This is a genomic window from Planktotalea sp., assembly GCF_018607965.1.
Taxonomy (GTDB): domain Bacteria; phylum Pseudomonadota; class Alphaproteobacteria; order Rhodobacterales; family Rhodobacteraceae; genus Planktotalea.
Genome location: NZ_JABBAM010000017.1, coordinates 1 through 16,564, shown reverse-complemented (window position 1 = coordinate 16,564; position 16,564 = coordinate 1). Strand labels below are relative to the sequence as shown.

Sequence of the window (16,564 nt, the reverse complement as noted above, 5' to 3'; positions counted from 1 at the left end):
CCAATATGGCTCTTATTTCGCTCTCACGTCGCTTGCGCCGTACACCGTTTTCTGAAGGTGTCGAAGCCGCAGGCGTCAAAGGCTATACCGTTTACAACCGTATGCTTTTGCCGACGGTTTTCCGTTCGGTTCAAGAGGATTATCACCACCTGAAGTCTGCCGTGCAGATTTGGGATGTTTCGGTGGAACGCCAAGTTGAGTTGCGCGGGCCAGATGCGGGGCGTTTGATGCAAATGCTGACACCTCGCGATCTGCGCGGAATGAGCCCGGGACAGTGTTACTATGTGCCCATCGTTGATGAAACAGGCGGGATGCTGAATGATCCCGTGGCTGTGAAATTGGCAGAGGACCGTTGGTGGATTTCAATAGCAGACAGTGATCTGTTGTTGTGGGTCAAAGGCATTGCATACGGCTATCGTTTGGACGTTTTGGTGGATGAGCCAGATATTTCACCGCTTGCCGTGCAAGGCCCCAAAGCCGAAGAGTTGATGGTGCGGGTTTTTGGTGACGCTGTGAAGAACATAAAGTTCTTTCGCTATGGCATGTTTGAATTCCAAGGGCGTCAGCTGGTTGTGGCGCGCTCTGGTTATTCCAAGCAGGGCGGTTTTGAAATCTATGTCGAGGGCAGTGATCTTGGCATGCCGCTTTGGAACGCGTTGATGGAGGCGGGCAACGATTTGGACGTCTTTGCAGGATGTCCTAACCTGATCGAACGCATCGAGGGTGGTTTGTTGTCCTACGGCAACGACATGAACGACGACAACACGCCGCATGAGTGTGGGCTAGGCAAGTTTTGTAATACATCAACCGCGATTGGCTGTGTGGGGCGTGACGCGCTTTTGCGGGTTGCTAAAGAGGGACCCGTGAAGCAATTGCGCCCGATAGAAATTCACGGCGATGCTGTTCCGCCTTGCGATCGGCTTTGGCCCTTGATGGATGGGGATCGCCAAGTTGGAACGGTGAGCTCTGCGGCGTATAGTCCTGATTTTGCAACAAATGTTGCGATTGGAATGGTGCGGATGACCCATTGGGATGGGGGCAGCGAATTGGATGTTGTAACGCCGAATGGTGTCCAACCTGTAACGGTTTGGGAAACGTTTTGGACTTGATCGAGTTCGGACTGGGGCCAGCCCCAGACCCCGAAGTTTACTTGGAAAGATGAAGGATTAAGAGATGTTTAATGCACTTGTTGTGAATAAGAATGACGAAGGTAAGACCAGCGCGGCTGTGGAGCAGATTGGTCTTGATCAGCTGCCCGCAGGCGATGTGACGGTGGCTGTGGAGTACTCCACAGTTAACTACAAAGACGGACTGTGCATAGGACCCGGTGGCGGATTGGTGCGTAATTACCCACATATTCCGGGCATTGATTTTGCGGGGACTGTCGAGGCCTCTGATGACGCGCGTTACAAAGCGGGCGACAAGGTTGTTTTGACAGGATGGCGTGTGGGCGAGGCCCATTGGGGCGGTTATTCGCAGAAAGCGCGCGTTAAGGCAGATTGGCTTGTGCCACTGCCCAATGGTTTAGACACGCGTCAAGCGATGGCTGTTGGGACGGCTGGTTTCACAGCGATGTTGGCTGTCATGGCGCTTGAGGATCATGGGATCAAGGATGGTCCTATTCTTGTGACAGGTGCAGCGGGTGGTGTCGGGTCTGTTGCAACTGCGATCTTAGCGCATTTGGGTCATCAGGTTGCGGCGGTCACGGGGCGTCCTGAAACGGCGGACTACCTGACTGCTTTGGGTGCGACGCAGATCGTTGCGCGTGAAGAGCTGAACGAGACAATCAAGCGTCCGATGGAAGCCGAAGCGTGGGGCGGGTGTGTCGACGCAGTAGGCGGCGACATGCTGGCGCGCGTTCTAGGCCAGATGAAGTACGGCGCGTCTGTTTCTGCGGTTGGCCTGGCGGGGGGAGCGGGTTTGCCTGCGACGGTTATACCGTTCCTACTGCGCGGCGTAAATCTGCTGGGTATCGACAGCGTCATGCAGCCTTATGAGAACCGTTTGCGCGCATGGGAGAGGATCGCAAAGGATCTGCCGATGGATAAGTTGGAAGCTATGGTCCAACCAGCAACGCTTTCAGATTTGCCGGGTCTTGGTCGCGACATTCTGAAGGGCCAAGTCAAGGGTCGCGTTGTGGTTAACGTAAACGCATAGGCGATTTTGGGCAGGTGCCATCTTGCTTGGTGCCTGCCTATACGTTACCCACCTAACCATGACACAGATGCACACACTGACCCTACCAACAATGAATCCGTTTTATCGCCTGAGCGTATAGCAGGGCGTTTAAGTAGCATTTGAGCATTTTGAAACCGTCCCGAGGGGCGGTTTTTTATGAACTATGCGGCTCTCGGGGGAACTTGAGAGAGACGACATGACCGATATTACGACCCGTGCTGCGTGCGCGGCTGACGTGCGCGAAATCGTGAAGATGATTGCGCTTTTGTCAGAACACCATGGTGATACCGCTAGAATTAGCGCAGAATCTCTGATTTTTCTTTGCTTTGGCCCTACGCCTTGGCTATCGCTAATTGTTGCTGAGCAAAGTGATGAAATCGTCGGGTACGCCGCTCTGCAAAGCAATATCCAATTACAATTTGCGCATCGTTTGATGGATGTGCAGCACCTGCTTGTGTAGCCCCATGCACGTGGTCGCGGTGCAGGTCGGGCGTTGATGGAGGCCGCTTGCAACGCTGCTTGGCTGCATCGATGTAGTGGTGTCACGCTAGGGGTGATGGGGCATAATAAAGAGGCACAGGAGTTCTACAAAAGCATCGGCTTTGTTGAACGCGAAACATCAGGTGCCATTCAAATGATATGCGACTTGGACTTGCGTGCACCACGCGCAGCACCCTAAAGTTGGCGAAACATGACACACAGACGAGGCCCACTGATGAGCTATGATCCAGAAAACATTTTCGCGAAAATTCTACGTGGCGAAATCCCGAGTTTCAAAGTCTATGAGGACGCCGCAACCTATTGTTTTATGGACATCATGCCGCGCAGTGACGGGCATTGCTTGGTCATCCCGAAAACCCCGTGCCGCAATATTCTGGATGCAACGCCTGAGCAATTGAGTGCGTGTATGGCGACTGTGCAAAAGGTGTCTAATGCCTGTATGAAGGCATTTGGCGCGGACGGGATTTCGCTTCAACAGTTTTCAGAGGCAGCAGGCGGGCAGGAGGTGTTCCATTTGCACTTTCACATCCATCCTCGCCATGCGGGCTTGGCGATGCGTGCGCCCGGTAAGATGGGCGATATGGATGTAATCAAGGGCCATGCTGAAGCAATTTCAGCGGAGCTTTAGGATGTCTTCGATCTTATAGTAGCATCTAGGGTGAGCGTCGTGAGACGCTGCCTCAGCCGGTACTCAATTCGACGTCACTTGCTCAATGCAACCAGAGGAATTTTTTAAACTGCCTAAATTGTTAGCATTTTGCGGAAGGTGTGTTAGCCTTTTGGAACGTAATAGCCAAAAACAATTGAATAGGGAAATTTTTTTTAAACCTCCTCTCACAGATCTTCCGATCAAAACCGCAGATGGCGGTTTTTACGGGGGATTTAGCGTCAACGTGACTGTTGTCTCTAAAATCATCATTAGCGTGCTGGTTGTCTGATGCATCTTCTGGCCAGTAAAAGCCGGAGCTGTGCTTAGCACCTGGAACGCTGCAATTTTAACAACTTTGCCGCTTGGTATATTTGGGTCGTTGCGTTCTTCGTGATCGTTTGCCTTGGGCTTGCAATATGGCCGACGGCGGGTCGTTTGAACCTTGGGCAAGACGGTGAAAAACCGGAATTCAGTAATTTCTCATGGTTCTCCATGATGTTTGGTGCCGGTATTGTTGTTGGTATGCTGACATGGGCGGTCGCAGAACCCATTGCGCATTTCAAAAACAACCCAGCTGTTATTCAGGGCATGAACACAGCGCTAAGCCAAGACAATGTGCGGGAAGCCTATATATGGTCATACCTGCATTGGGGTCTTGGCGCATGGGCCTGCTACGCGGTTGCGGGTCTTTCGCTTGCATTCTTTAGCTATCGTCGTGGTTTATCGCTGACGATCCGGTCTGCTTTGACGCCATTGTTTGGCAAAGCACTGTCCGGCACCCTTGGTCACATCATTGACATTGTAGCCGTTGTTGCGGCCATCTTGGGCGTCGCACAGACGCTTGGTTTTGGTGTTGAGCAATTCGTAGCCGGCCTTACGCGCGTCGGTATCGGCGGATTGGCGATGGAGGACGGATCTGCAACCACATTGGGTATCGTGATCGCGCTTCTTGTGATCATGGTTGCTTCCACACTTTCCGCGCTGTTGGGCGTTGGTAAAGGCATTAAGTGGCTGTCCAATATCAACATGGTTCTGTCGATCATGCTCCTTGGTCTCTTTATCATCTTCGGGGCAACGTGGTTTGGTGCGACGGCCTTCTTCGTGGGCATCTGGGACTACCTCGTGGCGCTGCCATGGCTTAGCTTTAACGTCTATGCCTCTGATGGTGTCGAGGGTTCCGAAGCGTTCAAGCTGGCGCAGTGGCAGGGCTGGTGGCCCGTGTTTTACTGGGCTTGGTGGATTGCTTTTGCAACGTTCGTGGGTCTGTTCCTTGCACGTATCTCCAAGGGTCGCACAATCCGTGAATTCGTATTGGGCGCGATGATTGTTCCATCGCTGATGTGTTTTGTCTGGTTCGCTTGGGCCGGTGGCACAGCGGTTGATCTGGAACTGAATGGGGATGCGAATGGCGTCATCTTGGATGCAGCAAACGGCGATAAAATCTTCGCTATGACGGCGTTTATGCTTGAGCCTATCTCACAAGCCTTGTCATGGTTTATGGCCGTGATGATCGTAGTCTTGCTGATGACGTTCTTGGTCACGTCTGCTGACTCTGCGGTTTTGATTGTGAACACGATCAACGCTGCGGGTGATGTAGGTCCAAAGGCGCGTCCGCATATCTTGTTCTGGGGCGGGGCTTTGGCGCTTGTGGTTGGCGGTTTGCTGGTTTCTGGCGGCACAAGCGCCATTCAAACGGCGATGGTGATCGGTGCACTACCGTTTTCGTTTGTGATGGTCTTGATGTGTATTGCGTTGATCAAAGCGATCTACAACGATGGCCGTCGTGAAGCCGCCGGCGTACCAACAACGCATAGTGAAATCACAACTGCAACACCTGCTGAGTAATTAGCAAAGTGACGTAAGAAAAAAGGGGCCCCAACAGCTTGCGCGTCGGGGCCTTTTACGTTTGGTTAGATCAACTTAGTATTGGGGATATTTTTCATGACACTCGACTTGGATTTCGTACGCGCGCAGTTTCCTGCATTTAGTGATCCTACGCTGCAAGAGCAGGCGTTTTTCGAAAATGCAGGTGGCAGTTATACCTGTGCGCCTGTGATAGATCGCCTGACGCGCTTTTATACGCAGCGCAAAGTGCAGCCCTATGCGCCTTATGACGCGTCCCGCCTTGGCGGGGAAGAGATGGACGAAGCCCGCACGCGTCTTGCGGCGATCATGGGGGTGGATACGGATGAAGTGTCGTTTGGCCCCTCAACAACGCAAAACGTCTATGTTTTAGCGCAGGCATTTGCGACGTTTATGGAACCGGGCGAAGCGATTATTGTCACCAACCAAGATCATGAGGCGAACTCTGGCCCGTGGCGTCGCTTGAAAGAGCGCGGCATCGAAATTCGTGAATGGAAGATTGATCCAGACACAGGTCACCTTGATCCCGAAACGCTGGCTGACCTTTTGGATGAAAAAGTGCGGCTTGTGTGTTTCCCGCATTGTTCAAACGTTGTGGGCGAGATCAATCCAGTTACAGAAATCACTGCGATGGCCCATGCTGCGGGTGCGTTTGTGTGTGTCGATGGCGTGTCATATGCCCCTCACGGTATCCCGAATGTAGGTGAGCTGGGTCCTGATATCTACATGTTCTCGGCCTATAAAACCTATGGTCCACATCAAGGAATCAAGGTCGTGCGCCGTGCTCTAGGCGAGGCGTTGCCCAACCAAGGGCACCACTTTAATGGCGCCACTTTGTATAAACGCTTCACGCCAGCGGGCCCTGATCACGCGCAAGTTGCGGCCAGCGCGGGTATGGCTGACTACATCGATGCGCTCGCTGCGCACCACGGGGTGTTGGGTGATGCGGCTGTGCGCGGCGCGGGAGTGCATGATCTAATGCGCGCCCATGAGGTGTCTTTGTTGCAGCCCTTGCTGGATTACGTTTCAGCCAAGAATTCAGTGCGTTTGATTGGTCCAGATACGGCGGCGACCCGCGCGCCGACGGTTGCTTTGGCGACGCAATCCAATGCCGAAAACTTGGCGGCTGATCTCGCGAAACACAAGGTCATGGCTGGGGGCGGCGATTTTTATGCACAGCGTGGCCTTAGGGCAATGGACGTTGATCTGGACAAAGGCGTTTTGCGGCTTAGTTTCACACATTATACGTCAAAAGACGAAGTCGATCTGCTTTTGAATGCCTTGGATGATATTCTTTGATCTGTTCGGCGCAAAAACGCGTATATTAAGTAAAAGTAACGTTAGGGCGTCGCGTGAGCACTCAAAAACCAATTATTGTCTGGTTCCGTCGGGACCTGCGCGTCTCGGATCATCCCGCTTTATCGGCCGCTTGCGCCAGCGGAGCACCTGTAATTGCGGTCTTCATCAAAGATGATCTGGTCGACACGCTCGGCGCAGCCCCCAAATGGCGTCTGGGAGAAGCCCTAAAACTTTTTGCTGAAACTTTTACGGCACATGGGTCGTGTCTTATCTTGCGCACAGGCAACGCGCTTGAGGTTTTGCAACAGATGATCGAAGAAACAGACGCCCAAAGCGTGTATTGGACGCGGCTTTATGACCCGAAATGCGTGGCGCGCGACACAGAAATCAAATCGTCCCTGCGCGAAAGCGGCATCGATGCGAGAAGTTTTGGGGGGCATCTGATGTTTGAACCTTGGACGGTCGAAAACAAGACGGGTGGCATGTATAAAGTCTACACGCCGTTCTGGAAGTCGGTGAAAGATCGTGGTGTTGATGCGCCGCTATCTGTGCCAAAACAGATCACCGCGCCTGCGGTTTCGCCCGCAAGTGATGATTTGAACGACTGGCAAATGGGCGCGGCCCTGCGCCGTGGAGAACCGATCCTTGCGCGCCATGCACAGGTGGGGGAAGCAGCCGCACAAGATCGTCTTGCGGACTTCATTGACGAGAATGTCGCCGAATACATCAAGATGCGCGATGTACCGTCAGCGCGTGGCACGTCTGGTCTTAGTGAGAACCTTGCGCTGGGTGAAATTTCACCGCACCAATGCTGGCACGCAGGGATGCGCGCCTTGCACGAGGGCAAAGATGACGCAGAGGTCTTTTTGAAAGAACTGGTGTGGCGCGAGTTTGCCTACCATTTGATGCACCACACCCCCCACATTCTGGAGAGCAATTGGAAGCCCGATTGGGACAAGTTCAAGTGGAACGAAGATGTGTCCCATCCTGAAGTGCAAGCGTGGATGCAAGGGCGCACAGGAATTGAATTCGTCGATTCCGCGATGCGTGAAATGTATGTCACGGGCAAGATGCACAACCGTGGTCGCATGATCGTGGCCTGCTACCTCACCAAACATCTGCTGACCCATTGGAAGGTGGGTATGGCGTGGTTCGAGGACTGTTTGACGGACTGGGATCCAGCATCGAACGCGATGGGTTGGCAGTGGGCGGCTGGATCTGGTCCGGATGCATCGCCTTATTTTCGCGTATTTAACCCTGTCTCGCAGCTTGATAAATTTGATGCAGGACGTGGCTATCCGCGTGCTTGGATTGCGGAAGGGCAAAGTAACCCGCCAGACACCGCGCTTAGCTATTTTGACGCAATTCCACAGAGTTGGAACTTAAAAGCGACTAACATTTATCCGCAACCGATTGTAGAGGCAGCAGCAGGGCGCTTGCGTGCGCTTGATGCCTACCAAGGGCGCGGATTTTAAAATAATGATACTATATAAGAGAGCGAAAAGCGTGAAAGCTTTGCTCGTTTCACCAATTGGGGGGTGATATGATCCATACAACAACTGAGGGCCAAACCGGCCTACCGCGCTATTTCACCCAAGTGTTCAAGATGTCGAATGACATGAACAACGGGCGTTGCGATTTTCATTTGCCAGACGGGCGCGTGTTTCGCGCAGAGGGTAAGAACCCGGGACCTGTAGCTGAATTGCACATCCATAACTCTGATCTGTTCGCGCGTTTGATCCGCGAGGGGGATCTGGGTTTTTGTGACGCATATCTTGATGCGTGGTGGTCCACACCTGATTTGCAGGCGTTCATGGACCTTGTTCATATGGACAATGACGTTGTTTACGACGGTTTTCCCGGTATGGGTCTTGTGCGCATTATGGAAAAATTTCGGTTTTGGATGCAACGAAATCACAAGGAACAGGCGCGTAAGAATATTTCGTACCATTATGATCTTGGAAACGAATTTTACGGGCTGTGGCTTGATGAAACCATGACCTATTCGTCGGCGATTTTTGAGACGGGTCAGGAAAGCACCGAAAAGGCGCAAACGGCTAAATACGCCTCAATGGTTGATGAAATGGGCGTCAAAGCGGGCGATCATGTTCTGGAAATCGGCTGTGGCTGGGGTGGATTTGCCGAATATGCCGCTAAGGAACGTGGGTTAAAGGTGACGGGTCTTACGATCAGTGAAGAGCAGTTTAAATACGCTAAGGAACGCATTGAAAAGGCTGGTCTTTCCGATTTGGTCGACTTTAAAATGCAGGACTACCGAGATGAAACGGGCATCTACGATGGCATCGCGTCAATTGAGATGTTTGAAGCGGTGGGCGAAAAATACTGGTCTGTGTATTTTGAATCGGTTCGGGATCGCTTGAAACCTGGTGCGCAAGCAACCTTGCAGATCATCACGGTCGCGGATCGGCGTTGGGATGTGTATAAACGGGGGGTGGACTTTATTCAGAAATATATCTTTCCAGGTGGCATGCTCCCAAGCCCGAAAGCGTTAACCGTTCAGGTTAACAAGGCTGGGTTAGACGTTGTTAAATCAAAAGAATTTGGTGAAAGCTATTCAATCACTTTGCGCCGTTGGTTTGAAATGTTCAACGCGAAATGGGACCAAGTGTCAGCCATGGGATTTGATGATCGCTTCCGTCGCATGTGGAACTTTTATCTGACCTCTTGCGCATCGACGTTTCAAAGCGGAAAATGTGACGTAACTCAGATCACAATTCGCAAGCCAATCTGACTTGGAAAGGTCATAAGATGCCAACAGCCGCCCGTATGATAGCTGCCATTTGTCTTGCTGCATTGGCTTGGGTGCTTTCTGAACAGATCAAAACCTTGTTTGAAGAAGATAAAGTCTTTGGGTATTTTAATATCATCAATCTGGTTTTGGGGTTAGTCATTGGCTGGCAGGTTATTGGATCATGCGCAGGTCGCGGATACAGCGCTGCGTTCAACAATGGCCTCACGGGCGGAGTAGTTTTGGTGTTTTGGGGGCTGTTCAGCCATTCTGGCGAGCGCATGATCAAGCTTTCGATGCGCAACCGCTATGGCGGGGCATTTGATGCGGTGGCAGGCATGTTCCAAATCATGTGGGACAATGCGATATTGATTGCGACGCCCATTATCGCGCTCATGCTGATTGTCGGGTCGGCTGTGACCGGGTTGATTGCTGAAATGACGTCTAAACGAGCATCATGAGCACGTCGTTATTTTTCTACGGAACACTCTGCCATATTCCACTATTGGAACTTGTGCTGGGACGAACGCGCGATGAAATCGAGATTTCGCAGTGTGAACTGAACGATCATTTTGTCAGTTGGGTAAAGGATGAATCCTTCCCGATGATTGCATCGCAATCGGGTGCGATTTTGCGTGGTCTTCTTGTTCAAGGTTTGAATGAGGATGACGTTGCAAGGCTTCGGTTTTATGAGGGTGGATTTGATTATGATCTGTCAGACGTCAGAATTATGACACCGACGGGTGAAATCCCTGCACTGGTCTTTTTTCCAGAGCCGGGCCTTTGGACAGCAGGGGAACCTTGGGAACTCAGTGACTGGATTGAGGCGTGGGGCGATGTCAGTCTGAGCGCTGCACGTGAGGTCATGGAGCAATTTGGCAAAAAATCAGTACAAGACATGGCGCAGCTTTTGCCGTTTCTTCGGGCGCGGGGTTGGGCAAAGCACCTTGCCAAAACAGGCGCGCCAAGCAGTTTGCGGCGCGACACCTCCAGTAGCGCAGTCAGTTTGCGCACACGTGATGAAGGGTACGCTGGTTTTTTCCGTCTTGATACGTTTGATGTTAGCTATCCGCGCTTTGATGGCACACAAAGTGACACGCGAGAGCGCGCAGCGTTTGTGGCCTATGATGCGGCTTTGGTTCTGCCTTATGATCCTGCGCGTGATCTTGTGATGTTGATCGAACAAATGCGTTATGGCCCCTTGCTGCGCGGTGATCCCGCGCCGTGGATTTTGGAGCCGATCGCAGGGTTAGTTGATGCAGGTGAGGCACCAATCGAAGCCGCGCGTCGTGAAGCGGTAGAAGAGGCAGGTCTAAACTTGAGCGATATCCGTCCCATGCTGCAGACCTATCCAAGTCCCGGCTATTCGACCGAATTTTTCCACTGTTTTCTGGGGCTTTGCGATCTGGACCCGTCTTTGGAGGGGGTGCATGGTTTGGCGAGTGAGAACGAGGATATTCGCACGCATGTGGTTTCTTTTGAGCGCGCGATGGAGCTGGTTGATAACGGTGAAATCAATGGAGGCCCTACAGTAATGATGTTATTGTGGTTGGCGCGCAGCCGAGAAGATTTTCGACCCATTTAAGGATCGAAACGACGCGGGGGCCAGCCCCCGCACCCCAGAGATATTTCGAAAAGGAGAAGTGATGCGGTTTCGTGCTGCAATTGCTTGAGTTAGGCGCTTGCGCGGCTTAGATAGTGTGAGACATTTTGGAGATATGCTGATGATCGTTGCGCAGGATCTGGTTCAGGCTATTGGAAATACCCCGCTTATCAAATTGAAGGCGGCGTCTGAGGCAACGGGCTGTGCTATTCTAGGCAAGGCCGAGTTTATGAACCCCGGTCAGTCTGTGAAGGATCGTGCGGCCTTGGCGATCATTCAGAACGCGGTTGCAAGCGGTGATTTGAAGCCCGGTGGCACGATTGTCGAAGGGACTGCTGGCAATACGGGTATTGGTTTGGCGTTGGTCGGGGCCTCGATGGGGTTCAAGACAGTGATCGTGATCCCTGAGACGCAGAGCCAAGAGAAGAAAGATATGTTGCGCCTTGCGGGGGCTGAATTGGTTCAGGTTCCGGCCGCGCCTTATCGCAACCCAAACAACTTTGTGCGCTATTCAGAGCGCCTTGCAAAAGAGCTGGCGCGCACCACGAATGAAGGTGTGATCTGGGCAAATCAATTTGACAACGTGGCCAATCGCCAAGCGCATATCGACACCACTGGCCCAGAAATTTGGAAGCAGACCGATGGTAACGTGGATGGCTTCATCTGTGCCGTAGGATCTGGTGGCACGCTCGCGGGGGTTGGCATGTCGTTGCAACCCAAAGGCGTGAAGATCGGACTTGCGGATCCTGATGGTGCCTCGCTTTACAATTACTACACTAAAGGCACGTTAGAGATGAGCGAAGGTGGCTCTATCGCGGAAGGCATTGGTCAAATTCGCATCACCAAGAACCTTGAAGGGCTCACACCGGATATGTCGTTCAACGTTCACGATGATGAAGCACTGCCGATTGTGTTTGATCTGCTTGCGCATGAGGGTCTGTGCCTTGGTGCATCGTCGGGTGTGAATATTGCTGGCGCGATCCGTATGGCGCGTGAAATGGGCCCTGGTCATACGATTGTGACGATCCTGTGTGACTTTGGCACGCGATACCAATCCAAACTGTTCAACCCTGAATTTTTGCGTGAAAAGGGTCTACCGATTCCAGATTGGCTTGATAAAGCGCCTGCCAGCATTCCTTGTGTGTTCGAGGACGTTTAATGCAGTTCACAGCACGTATGCGCGTGGTTCTTTGCGCTATTTTTCTGATCTTGCCGTTGGCAAGTTATGCCCAAAGTAGTGCGCCAGATTACGATGCATGGACAAGTGTTGCACAGCGTGCGGAAATTGCGGTCGAGAATGGGCGTGCGTCGACTGGGGCGTTTGAAGCGCTGCGATCACAAATCGCCGACTGGCGTGAACAGTTTCTAATGGCTCAAACTGTAAACCGCACGCGTATCGAAACACTGACCTCGCAAATTGCGAGCCTCGGTACGGTTGCCGATGTGGTGAGTGAAGCAACGGGCATTGCGGATCGACGGATTGAACTGAATGACCAGTTGCAACGCTTGCGCAGCCCGATTGTTGCAGCCGAAGAAGCATATAGTCGTGCAGATGGTGTCATTAAAGAAATCGACAGGCTGATCCGTGAACGACAGACTGATGCGCTTTTATCCAACGGCCCAATACCTCTGAATCCTACGCATTGGGGACCTGCGATTGAGACTGCACGTAAATCAGTAAGCTCAATTATTCAAGAAACGAGCAGTGCGCTGAAATCTGATGTGCAACGCAAGACCGCAAAGGGGGATCTGGTCAATATTATCATCTTGTTTGTGATTGGCTTGGTTTTGATCTTGCGAGGCCGTCGCTGGTCGTTGGCGATCGTTGCATTTCTGCGCCGCTATACAACACGTGGCACGCGGGTTTGGCGGTTTGTTGCGTCGTTGTTGCAAATATTGTTACCGTTTCTGGGTTTGACTACGCTGGTCGAAGCTGTGTTCGAGACAGGGTTCCTTGGCTTGCGTGGCACATTGTTAATGGACAACGTTGCTTATTACGGTTTGCTTTTACTTGCGTTTTGGTGGCTTGGTGGCCAGCTTTTCGCGCGTGATGAAGATGAAATAATCCTGCCCGTTCCTTCGGGTGTGGCGGCACGTGCACGATGGTATGTCACAATGTGCGCAATGGTTTTGATTGCGGCTTTGGCGTTTAATGTGATCGCGACCTATGACAATTGGGATGACGCTTCCCGCGCAGTAATCGGGTTCCCGATCATACTTCTTACGGGACTTATCCTGTTTAGACTTGGCCGTATTTTGCAATCCGCACAGTCGTTTGCCACAGAAGAGGATGATAGCAACCGCTACAGAGTGCGTATGTCCAAACTGTTGGGGCAGGCGGCCATTCTTGTTGCGGTTGTTGGACCGCTTTTGGCGGCGGCTGGTTACGGAAATGGTGCTGCGCGCCTCGTCTTTTCCACGGTTGCAACGCTTGCGTTGTTTGGCTTGTTGCTTGTTCTACAGGGGTTCGTCAAAGATCTCTATGCACTGGTGATGCGCAAAGACGCTGACGATCAAGAAGCCCTTGTTCCAGTATTGTTAGCGTTTGCTTTGGTTCTTGGCTCACTTCCTATACTTGCTCTAATCTGGGGCGCGCGTGGTGCAGATATCACCGAAGTTTGGACGCGCTTTCAAGAAGGCTTTTCTATTGGTGAAAGCCGGATTTCGCCCTCTGACTTTGTAACATTCGCCGTTCTGTTCAGTATCGGTTACATGGCGACCCGCCTGTTGCAGGGGGCTATGCGTACGTCGGTGTTGCCACGCACCAAGCTCGACACAGGCGGACGTAACGCGATCGTGTCGGGCATTGGGTACGTTGGTATTTTCCTTGCCTCCGTTATTGCGATTAGTTCTGCGGGTATTGATCTTAGCAACCTTGCGATTGTTGCGGGTGCTTTGTCGGTTGGTATTGGTTTCGGTCTGCAGAACATCGTTTCAAACTTTGTATCCGGCATCATTTTGTTGATTGAACGCCCGATAGCGGAGGGCGATTGGATCGAAGTCGGTGGGCATGCAGGCTACGTGCGTGGTATTTCTGTGCGTTCGACCCGCATTGAAACGTTTGATCGAACAGATGTCATCGTTCCGAACGCTGACCTTGTTTCTGGCACAGTGACCAACTGGACGCGCGGTAACACAATTGGCCGCGTGATCGTGCCGGTCGGCGTGGCCTATGGAACCGAGACGCGCAAGGTTGAGGATGTGTTGATCAAAATCGCGCGCGAACATCCTATGGTTCTGTTGAACCCAAGCCCGTCCATTGTTTTCCAAGGGTTCGGAGCGGATTCCATGGACTTTGAAATCAGAGCGATCCTGCGCGATGTGAACTTTGTTCTAAGTGTAAAATCTGACATGAATCACGAAATTGCCAAGCGGTTTGCAGAAGAAAATATCGAAATTCCCTTTGCACAACGTGATGTTTGGCTGCGCAATCCCGAGGCGTTGCTAACGGGTGGCAAAGCAGGTCTTGACGCCTCTGAGACATTTCCGCCAAAGGATGAAAAGGAAGTCGATTCATGACCCAGCCCCTATTTTTGGAAGATGCTTACCTGCGCGATGCAACCGGTGTGGTTGTTGATCATACGCCAGAGGGTGGTGTTGTTTTGGATCAGTCGATTTTCTATGCGACAGGCGGGGGACAACCCGGTGACAGTGGCACGCTGACGTGGGGGAGCACCCATCTTAATGTAGCCACCTGTGTTAAGATTGAGGGGCGCGAAAACCCGCGATCTGCCTTGGTGCCCGCAGAACCTGCACCGCTGCCGCCGATTGGGACACAAGTCACGCAGTCGCTTGATTGGGAACGTCGTCATGCGCTGATGCGTGTCCACACTGCGCTGCACCTGTTATCTGTCGTCATTCCTTTGCCTGTGTCGGGCGGGTCTATTTCAGCGGGCAAGGGCCGGCTTGATTTTAATATGCCAGACGCACCAAATGACAAAGATGCGCTGGAGCAGTCCTTAAACGCGCTTATCGAGTTAGACTTCGTGGTGTCGACGGATTGGATCACGGACGCTGAATTGCAAGTGAACCCTGGCTTGGTAAAGACAATGTCAGTGATGCCACCAATGGGGAAAGGGCACGTACGTTTGGTGCGCATTGGCGACGATGTCCGCCAGATTGATTTACAGCCCTGCGGGGGGACGCATGTTGCGCGTACCTCTGAAATTGGACGCATTCGACTTGGTAAGGTCGAAAAGAAGGGTAAACAGAACCGCCGCGTTTATCTGCATTTGGATAGTTGAGATAAACGCATTCTTTGCATCTGCAATCTTGGCTATCCCAAGTCGTCCTATTTATGTGGATCTGAAAAGACTCTCTTTTAAGTAGTTTGAAATTTCAGGCTTCTCAAAAACATCTCTAATTCGTTAAGTGTTGAAAAACATAAAAAAACACTGAACTGAGGGTGTGTGACGACGAATGCTCATGCGATTTGCGCTGAGGGTAATCTTGATTTCAAAAAGTTGTATTCCCACCAGTATCTTGTGACCCACTAAAAAGCCCGCGTTAGGGGGTTAAAAGCTCTGCCTTTTGGGCGCGACACAGCCCACGTTGGTGCAAAACTGATTTCTGCTTTGCTGGTCGATTGGAGATGGCGCTTTTTAGGATACGTGCTGGGGATCGCAGTTGATGAATCAGGTTTGATCAAGGGCGAACATCGCGTTGGATCGTCGCTGAACCCCGTTCTGGCCCGCGAGCTGGTCAACAATCCCGAGACAGACGACGAAGCGATTTTACAGCGTGGTGGGAAATACACATTATTTCATACACAAGATGCGCATGCAAAGCGCTTGAAGGTGCCGCATGAAGTTCACAGCTGGCGCGATCCAAAACCGCCAGAGCGTTCGCGGTTAGAGTACTGTGCAGATTTACGCAACTTTCAGGCCGCACTTGGGGCTAAAGCGCCGATGCCAGATGAGTTGTTCAAGAATGTGCATCAACTGCTTGAAGAGGATCAAGTGGTCTTATGTGGCCATCTTACAGACTTTTTACGTGCGGTTTACGGTTTCACCAGCAGGCGAAGGCGTAGGAAAGATCTGACTGGCAAATCCAGTGGCTTTTCCCTGTACAAATTTCAGAGTTCAACACGCAAACATATGAAACGTATCTCCCTGACTTTATCGCATGGCGCAAGACCTTGCCACGTGCAGCAATGGAACTGCCGCTCGATTTCATGTTGCTCGAAGTCTATTACAACTCGACCGCTGGCTACACATTCAACAGACTCCATAAGCAATTTTACATGTCTGCGTTCAGCAGTCGGCGTCTGATAGAATTAAGCTTGGCGATCAATGTAGATTATCGGCGAACAATGAAGCCTGTGGGTGACATCCTATATCGGATAGACTCTGCGTTGTGCGCTATCCCTTATTATAAAAAGGCGGGCGCAGATTTAGGTGCACTTGCATTCGAGCAACCTTGGCAAGAAATTTCAAAAGACCGCATGAATGATGTAAAGTCGCGTTTCAAAAACGATTGCGAAGGAGTGCATGAACTTTTTGAGTATGATGAGGCAGAAAAAGCAGTTCCATTATTAATGGCATCATCGCCGTTTAAGCTCAGATTGTGTCGTCACTTCATTGGACAAACCAAGAGCAGACTTGTGGTGCAAACAAAGTTGTTTTTGCACTTGCGCATCAATGCATCTTAACGCTAAATCCGCGCAATGGATCGGTGGCCGAGTGGTCGAAGGCGCACGCCTGGAAAGTGTGTAGGCGGGAGA

General features: G+C 51.8%; 14 protein-coding genes and 2 pseudogenes. All 16 read left to right on the top strand.

Going from position 1 to position 16,564, the window contains the following annotated elements; translation table 11 throughout:
- Window positions 1-5: 5 nt before the first annotated feature.
- The 16 genes and pseudogenes from QZ279_RS01195 (at window position 6) to QZ279_RS01125 (ending at window position 16,492) form a co-directional block, all read left to right on the top strand.
- Window positions 6-1,109: a dimethylsulfoniopropionate demethylase gene (locus tag QZ279_RS01195; protein WP_293447021.1), complete on the top strand. Its 1,104-nt coding sequence runs from the start codon at window positions 6-8 to the stop codon at window positions 1,107-1,109.
- A 64-nt stretch (window positions 1,110-1,173) separates the two neighbouring features.
- Window positions 1,174-2,157 (top strand): acryloyl-CoA reductase, encoded by a 984-nt coding sequence (acuI, locus tag QZ279_RS01190; protein WP_293447020.1) that lies wholly within the window; start codon window positions 1,174-1,176, stop codon window positions 2,155-2,157.
- A gap of 217 nt (window positions 2,158-2,374) precedes the next feature.
- Window positions 2,375-2,638, top strand: coding sequence for a hypothetical protein (locus QZ279_RS01185; protein WP_293447019.1), 264 nt, complete (start codon window positions 2,375-2,377; stop codon window positions 2,636-2,638).
- A 12-nt stretch (window positions 2,639-2,650) separates the two neighbouring features.
- Window positions 2,651-2,857, top strand: a pseudogene (locus tag QZ279_RS15580) (GNAT family N-acetyltransferase); the annotation flags it as partial.
- Window positions 2,858-2,890: 33 nt separating this feature from the next.
- Window positions 2,891-3,307: an HIT family protein gene (locus QZ279_RS01180; RefSeq protein ID WP_293447039.1), complete on the top strand. Its 417-nt coding sequence runs from the start codon at window positions 2,891-2,893 to the stop codon at window positions 3,305-3,307.
- 187 nt (window positions 3,308-3,494) lie between these two features.
- A pseudogene (locus QZ279_RS01175) lies at window positions 3,495-5,173 on the top strand (BCCT family transporter).
- A gap of 96 nt (window positions 5,174-5,269) precedes the next feature.
- Window positions 5,270-6,490, top strand: coding sequence for an aminotransferase class V-fold PLP-dependent enzyme (locus QZ279_RS01170; protein ID WP_293447018.1), 1,221 nt, complete (start codon window positions 5,270-5,272; stop codon window positions 6,488-6,490).
- Between the two features lie 53 nt (window positions 6,491-6,543).
- Window positions 6,544-7,965, top strand: coding sequence for a deoxyribodipyrimidine photo-lyase (locus tag QZ279_RS01165; protein WP_293447016.1), 1,422 nt, complete (start codon window positions 6,544-6,546; stop codon window positions 7,963-7,965).
- A gap of 68 nt (window positions 7,966-8,033) precedes the next feature.
- Complete coding sequence (locus QZ279_RS01160) at window positions 8,034-9,242, top strand: cyclopropane-fatty-acyl-phospholipid synthase family protein (RefSeq protein ID WP_293447015.1); 1,209 nt, start codon at window positions 8,034-8,036, stop codon at window positions 9,240-9,242.
- Between the two features lie 17 nt (window positions 9,243-9,259).
- Entirely contained in the window at window positions 9,260-9,700 is a 441-nt protein-coding gene (locus QZ279_RS01155; protein ID WP_293447014.1) for a TrgA family protein, read from the top strand.
- Window positions 9,697-10,824, top strand: a complete 1,128-nt coding sequence (locus tag QZ279_RS01150; protein ID WP_293447012.1) for an NUDIX domain-containing protein — start codon at window positions 9,697-9,699, stop codon at window positions 10,822-10,824. The genes QZ279_RS01155 and QZ279_RS01150 overlap by 4 nt, the downstream gene beginning before the upstream one ends.
- A 139-nt stretch (window positions 10,825-10,963) precedes the next feature.
- Window positions 10,964-12,001 carry a cysteine synthase A gene (locus tag QZ279_RS01145; protein ID WP_293447038.1) on the top strand — a complete coding sequence of 346 codons (1,038 nt, stop codon included), beginning with the start codon at window positions 10,964-10,966 and terminating at the stop codon, window positions 11,999-12,001.
- Entirely contained in the window at window positions 12,001-14,361 is a 2,361-nt protein-coding gene (locus QZ279_RS01140) for a DUF3772 domain-containing protein (RefSeq protein WP_293447010.1), read from the top strand. Before QZ279_RS01145 ends, QZ279_RS01140 begins: the two co-directional genes overlap by 1 nt.
- Window positions 14,358-15,086, top strand: a complete 729-nt coding sequence (locus tag QZ279_RS01135; RefSeq protein WP_293447008.1) for an alanyl-tRNA editing protein — start codon at window positions 14,358-14,360, stop codon at window positions 15,084-15,086. Before QZ279_RS01140 ends, QZ279_RS01135 begins: the two co-directional genes overlap by 4 nt.
- Window positions 15,087-15,452: 366 nt before the next feature.
- Window positions 15,453-16,112 carry a hypothetical protein gene (locus QZ279_RS01130; RefSeq protein WP_293447006.1) on the top strand — a complete coding sequence of 220 codons (660 nt, stop codon included), beginning with the start codon at window positions 15,453-15,455 and terminating at the stop codon, window positions 16,110-16,112.
- Complete coding sequence (locus QZ279_RS01125) at window positions 16,085-16,492, top strand: hypothetical protein (protein WP_293447004.1); 408 nt, start codon at window positions 16,085-16,087, stop codon at window positions 16,490-16,492. The genes QZ279_RS01130 and QZ279_RS01125 overlap by 28 nt, the downstream gene beginning before the upstream one ends.
- Window positions 16,493-16,564: the final 72 nt, after the last annotated feature.

What these genes read in the sequence shown, in the direction of transcription:
- QZ279_RS01135 (WP_293447008.1), top strand. Translation starts at nt 14,358, where the DNA reads ATGACCCAGCCCCTATTTTTGGAAGATGCTTACCTGCGCGATGCAACC.
- QZ279_RS01160 (WP_293447015.1), top strand. Translation starts at nt 8,034, where the DNA reads ATGATCCATACAACAACTGAGGGCCAAACCGGCCTACCGCGCTATTTC.
- QZ279_RS01155 (WP_293447014.1), top strand. Translation starts at nt 9,260, where the DNA reads ATGCCAACAGCCGCCCGTATGATAGCTGCCATTTGTCTTGCTGCATTG.
- QZ279_RS01125 (WP_293447004.1), top strand. Translation starts at nt 16,085, where the DNA reads ATGTCTGCGTTCAGCAGTCGGCGTCTGATAGAATTAAGCTTGGCGATC.
- QZ279_RS01170 (WP_293447018.1), top strand. Translation starts at nt 5,270, where the DNA reads ATGACACTCGACTTGGATTTCGTACGCGCGCAGTTTCCTGCATTTAGT.
- QZ279_RS01185 (WP_293447019.1), top strand. Translation starts at nt 2,375, where the DNA reads ATGACCGATATTACGACCCGTGCTGCGTGCGCGGCTGACGTGCGCGAA.
- QZ279_RS01145 (WP_293447038.1), top strand. Translation starts at nt 10,964, where the DNA reads ATGATCGTTGCGCAGGATCTGGTTCAGGCTATTGGAAATACCCCGCTT.
- acuI (WP_293447020.1), top strand. Translation starts at nt 1,174, where the DNA reads ATGTTTAATGCACTTGTTGTGAATAAGAATGACGAAGGTAAGACCAGC.
- QZ279_RS01195 (WP_293447021.1), top strand. Translation starts at nt 6, where the DNA reads ATGGCTCTTATTTCGCTCTCACGTCGCTTGCGCCGTACACCGTTTTCT.
- QZ279_RS01140 (WP_293447010.1), top strand. Translation starts at nt 12,001, where the DNA reads ATGCAGTTCACAGCACGTATGCGCGTGGTTCTTTGCGCTATTTTTCTG.
- QZ279_RS01150 (WP_293447012.1), top strand. Translation starts at nt 9,697, where the DNA reads ATGAGCACGTCGTTATTTTTCTACGGAACACTCTGCCATATTCCACTA.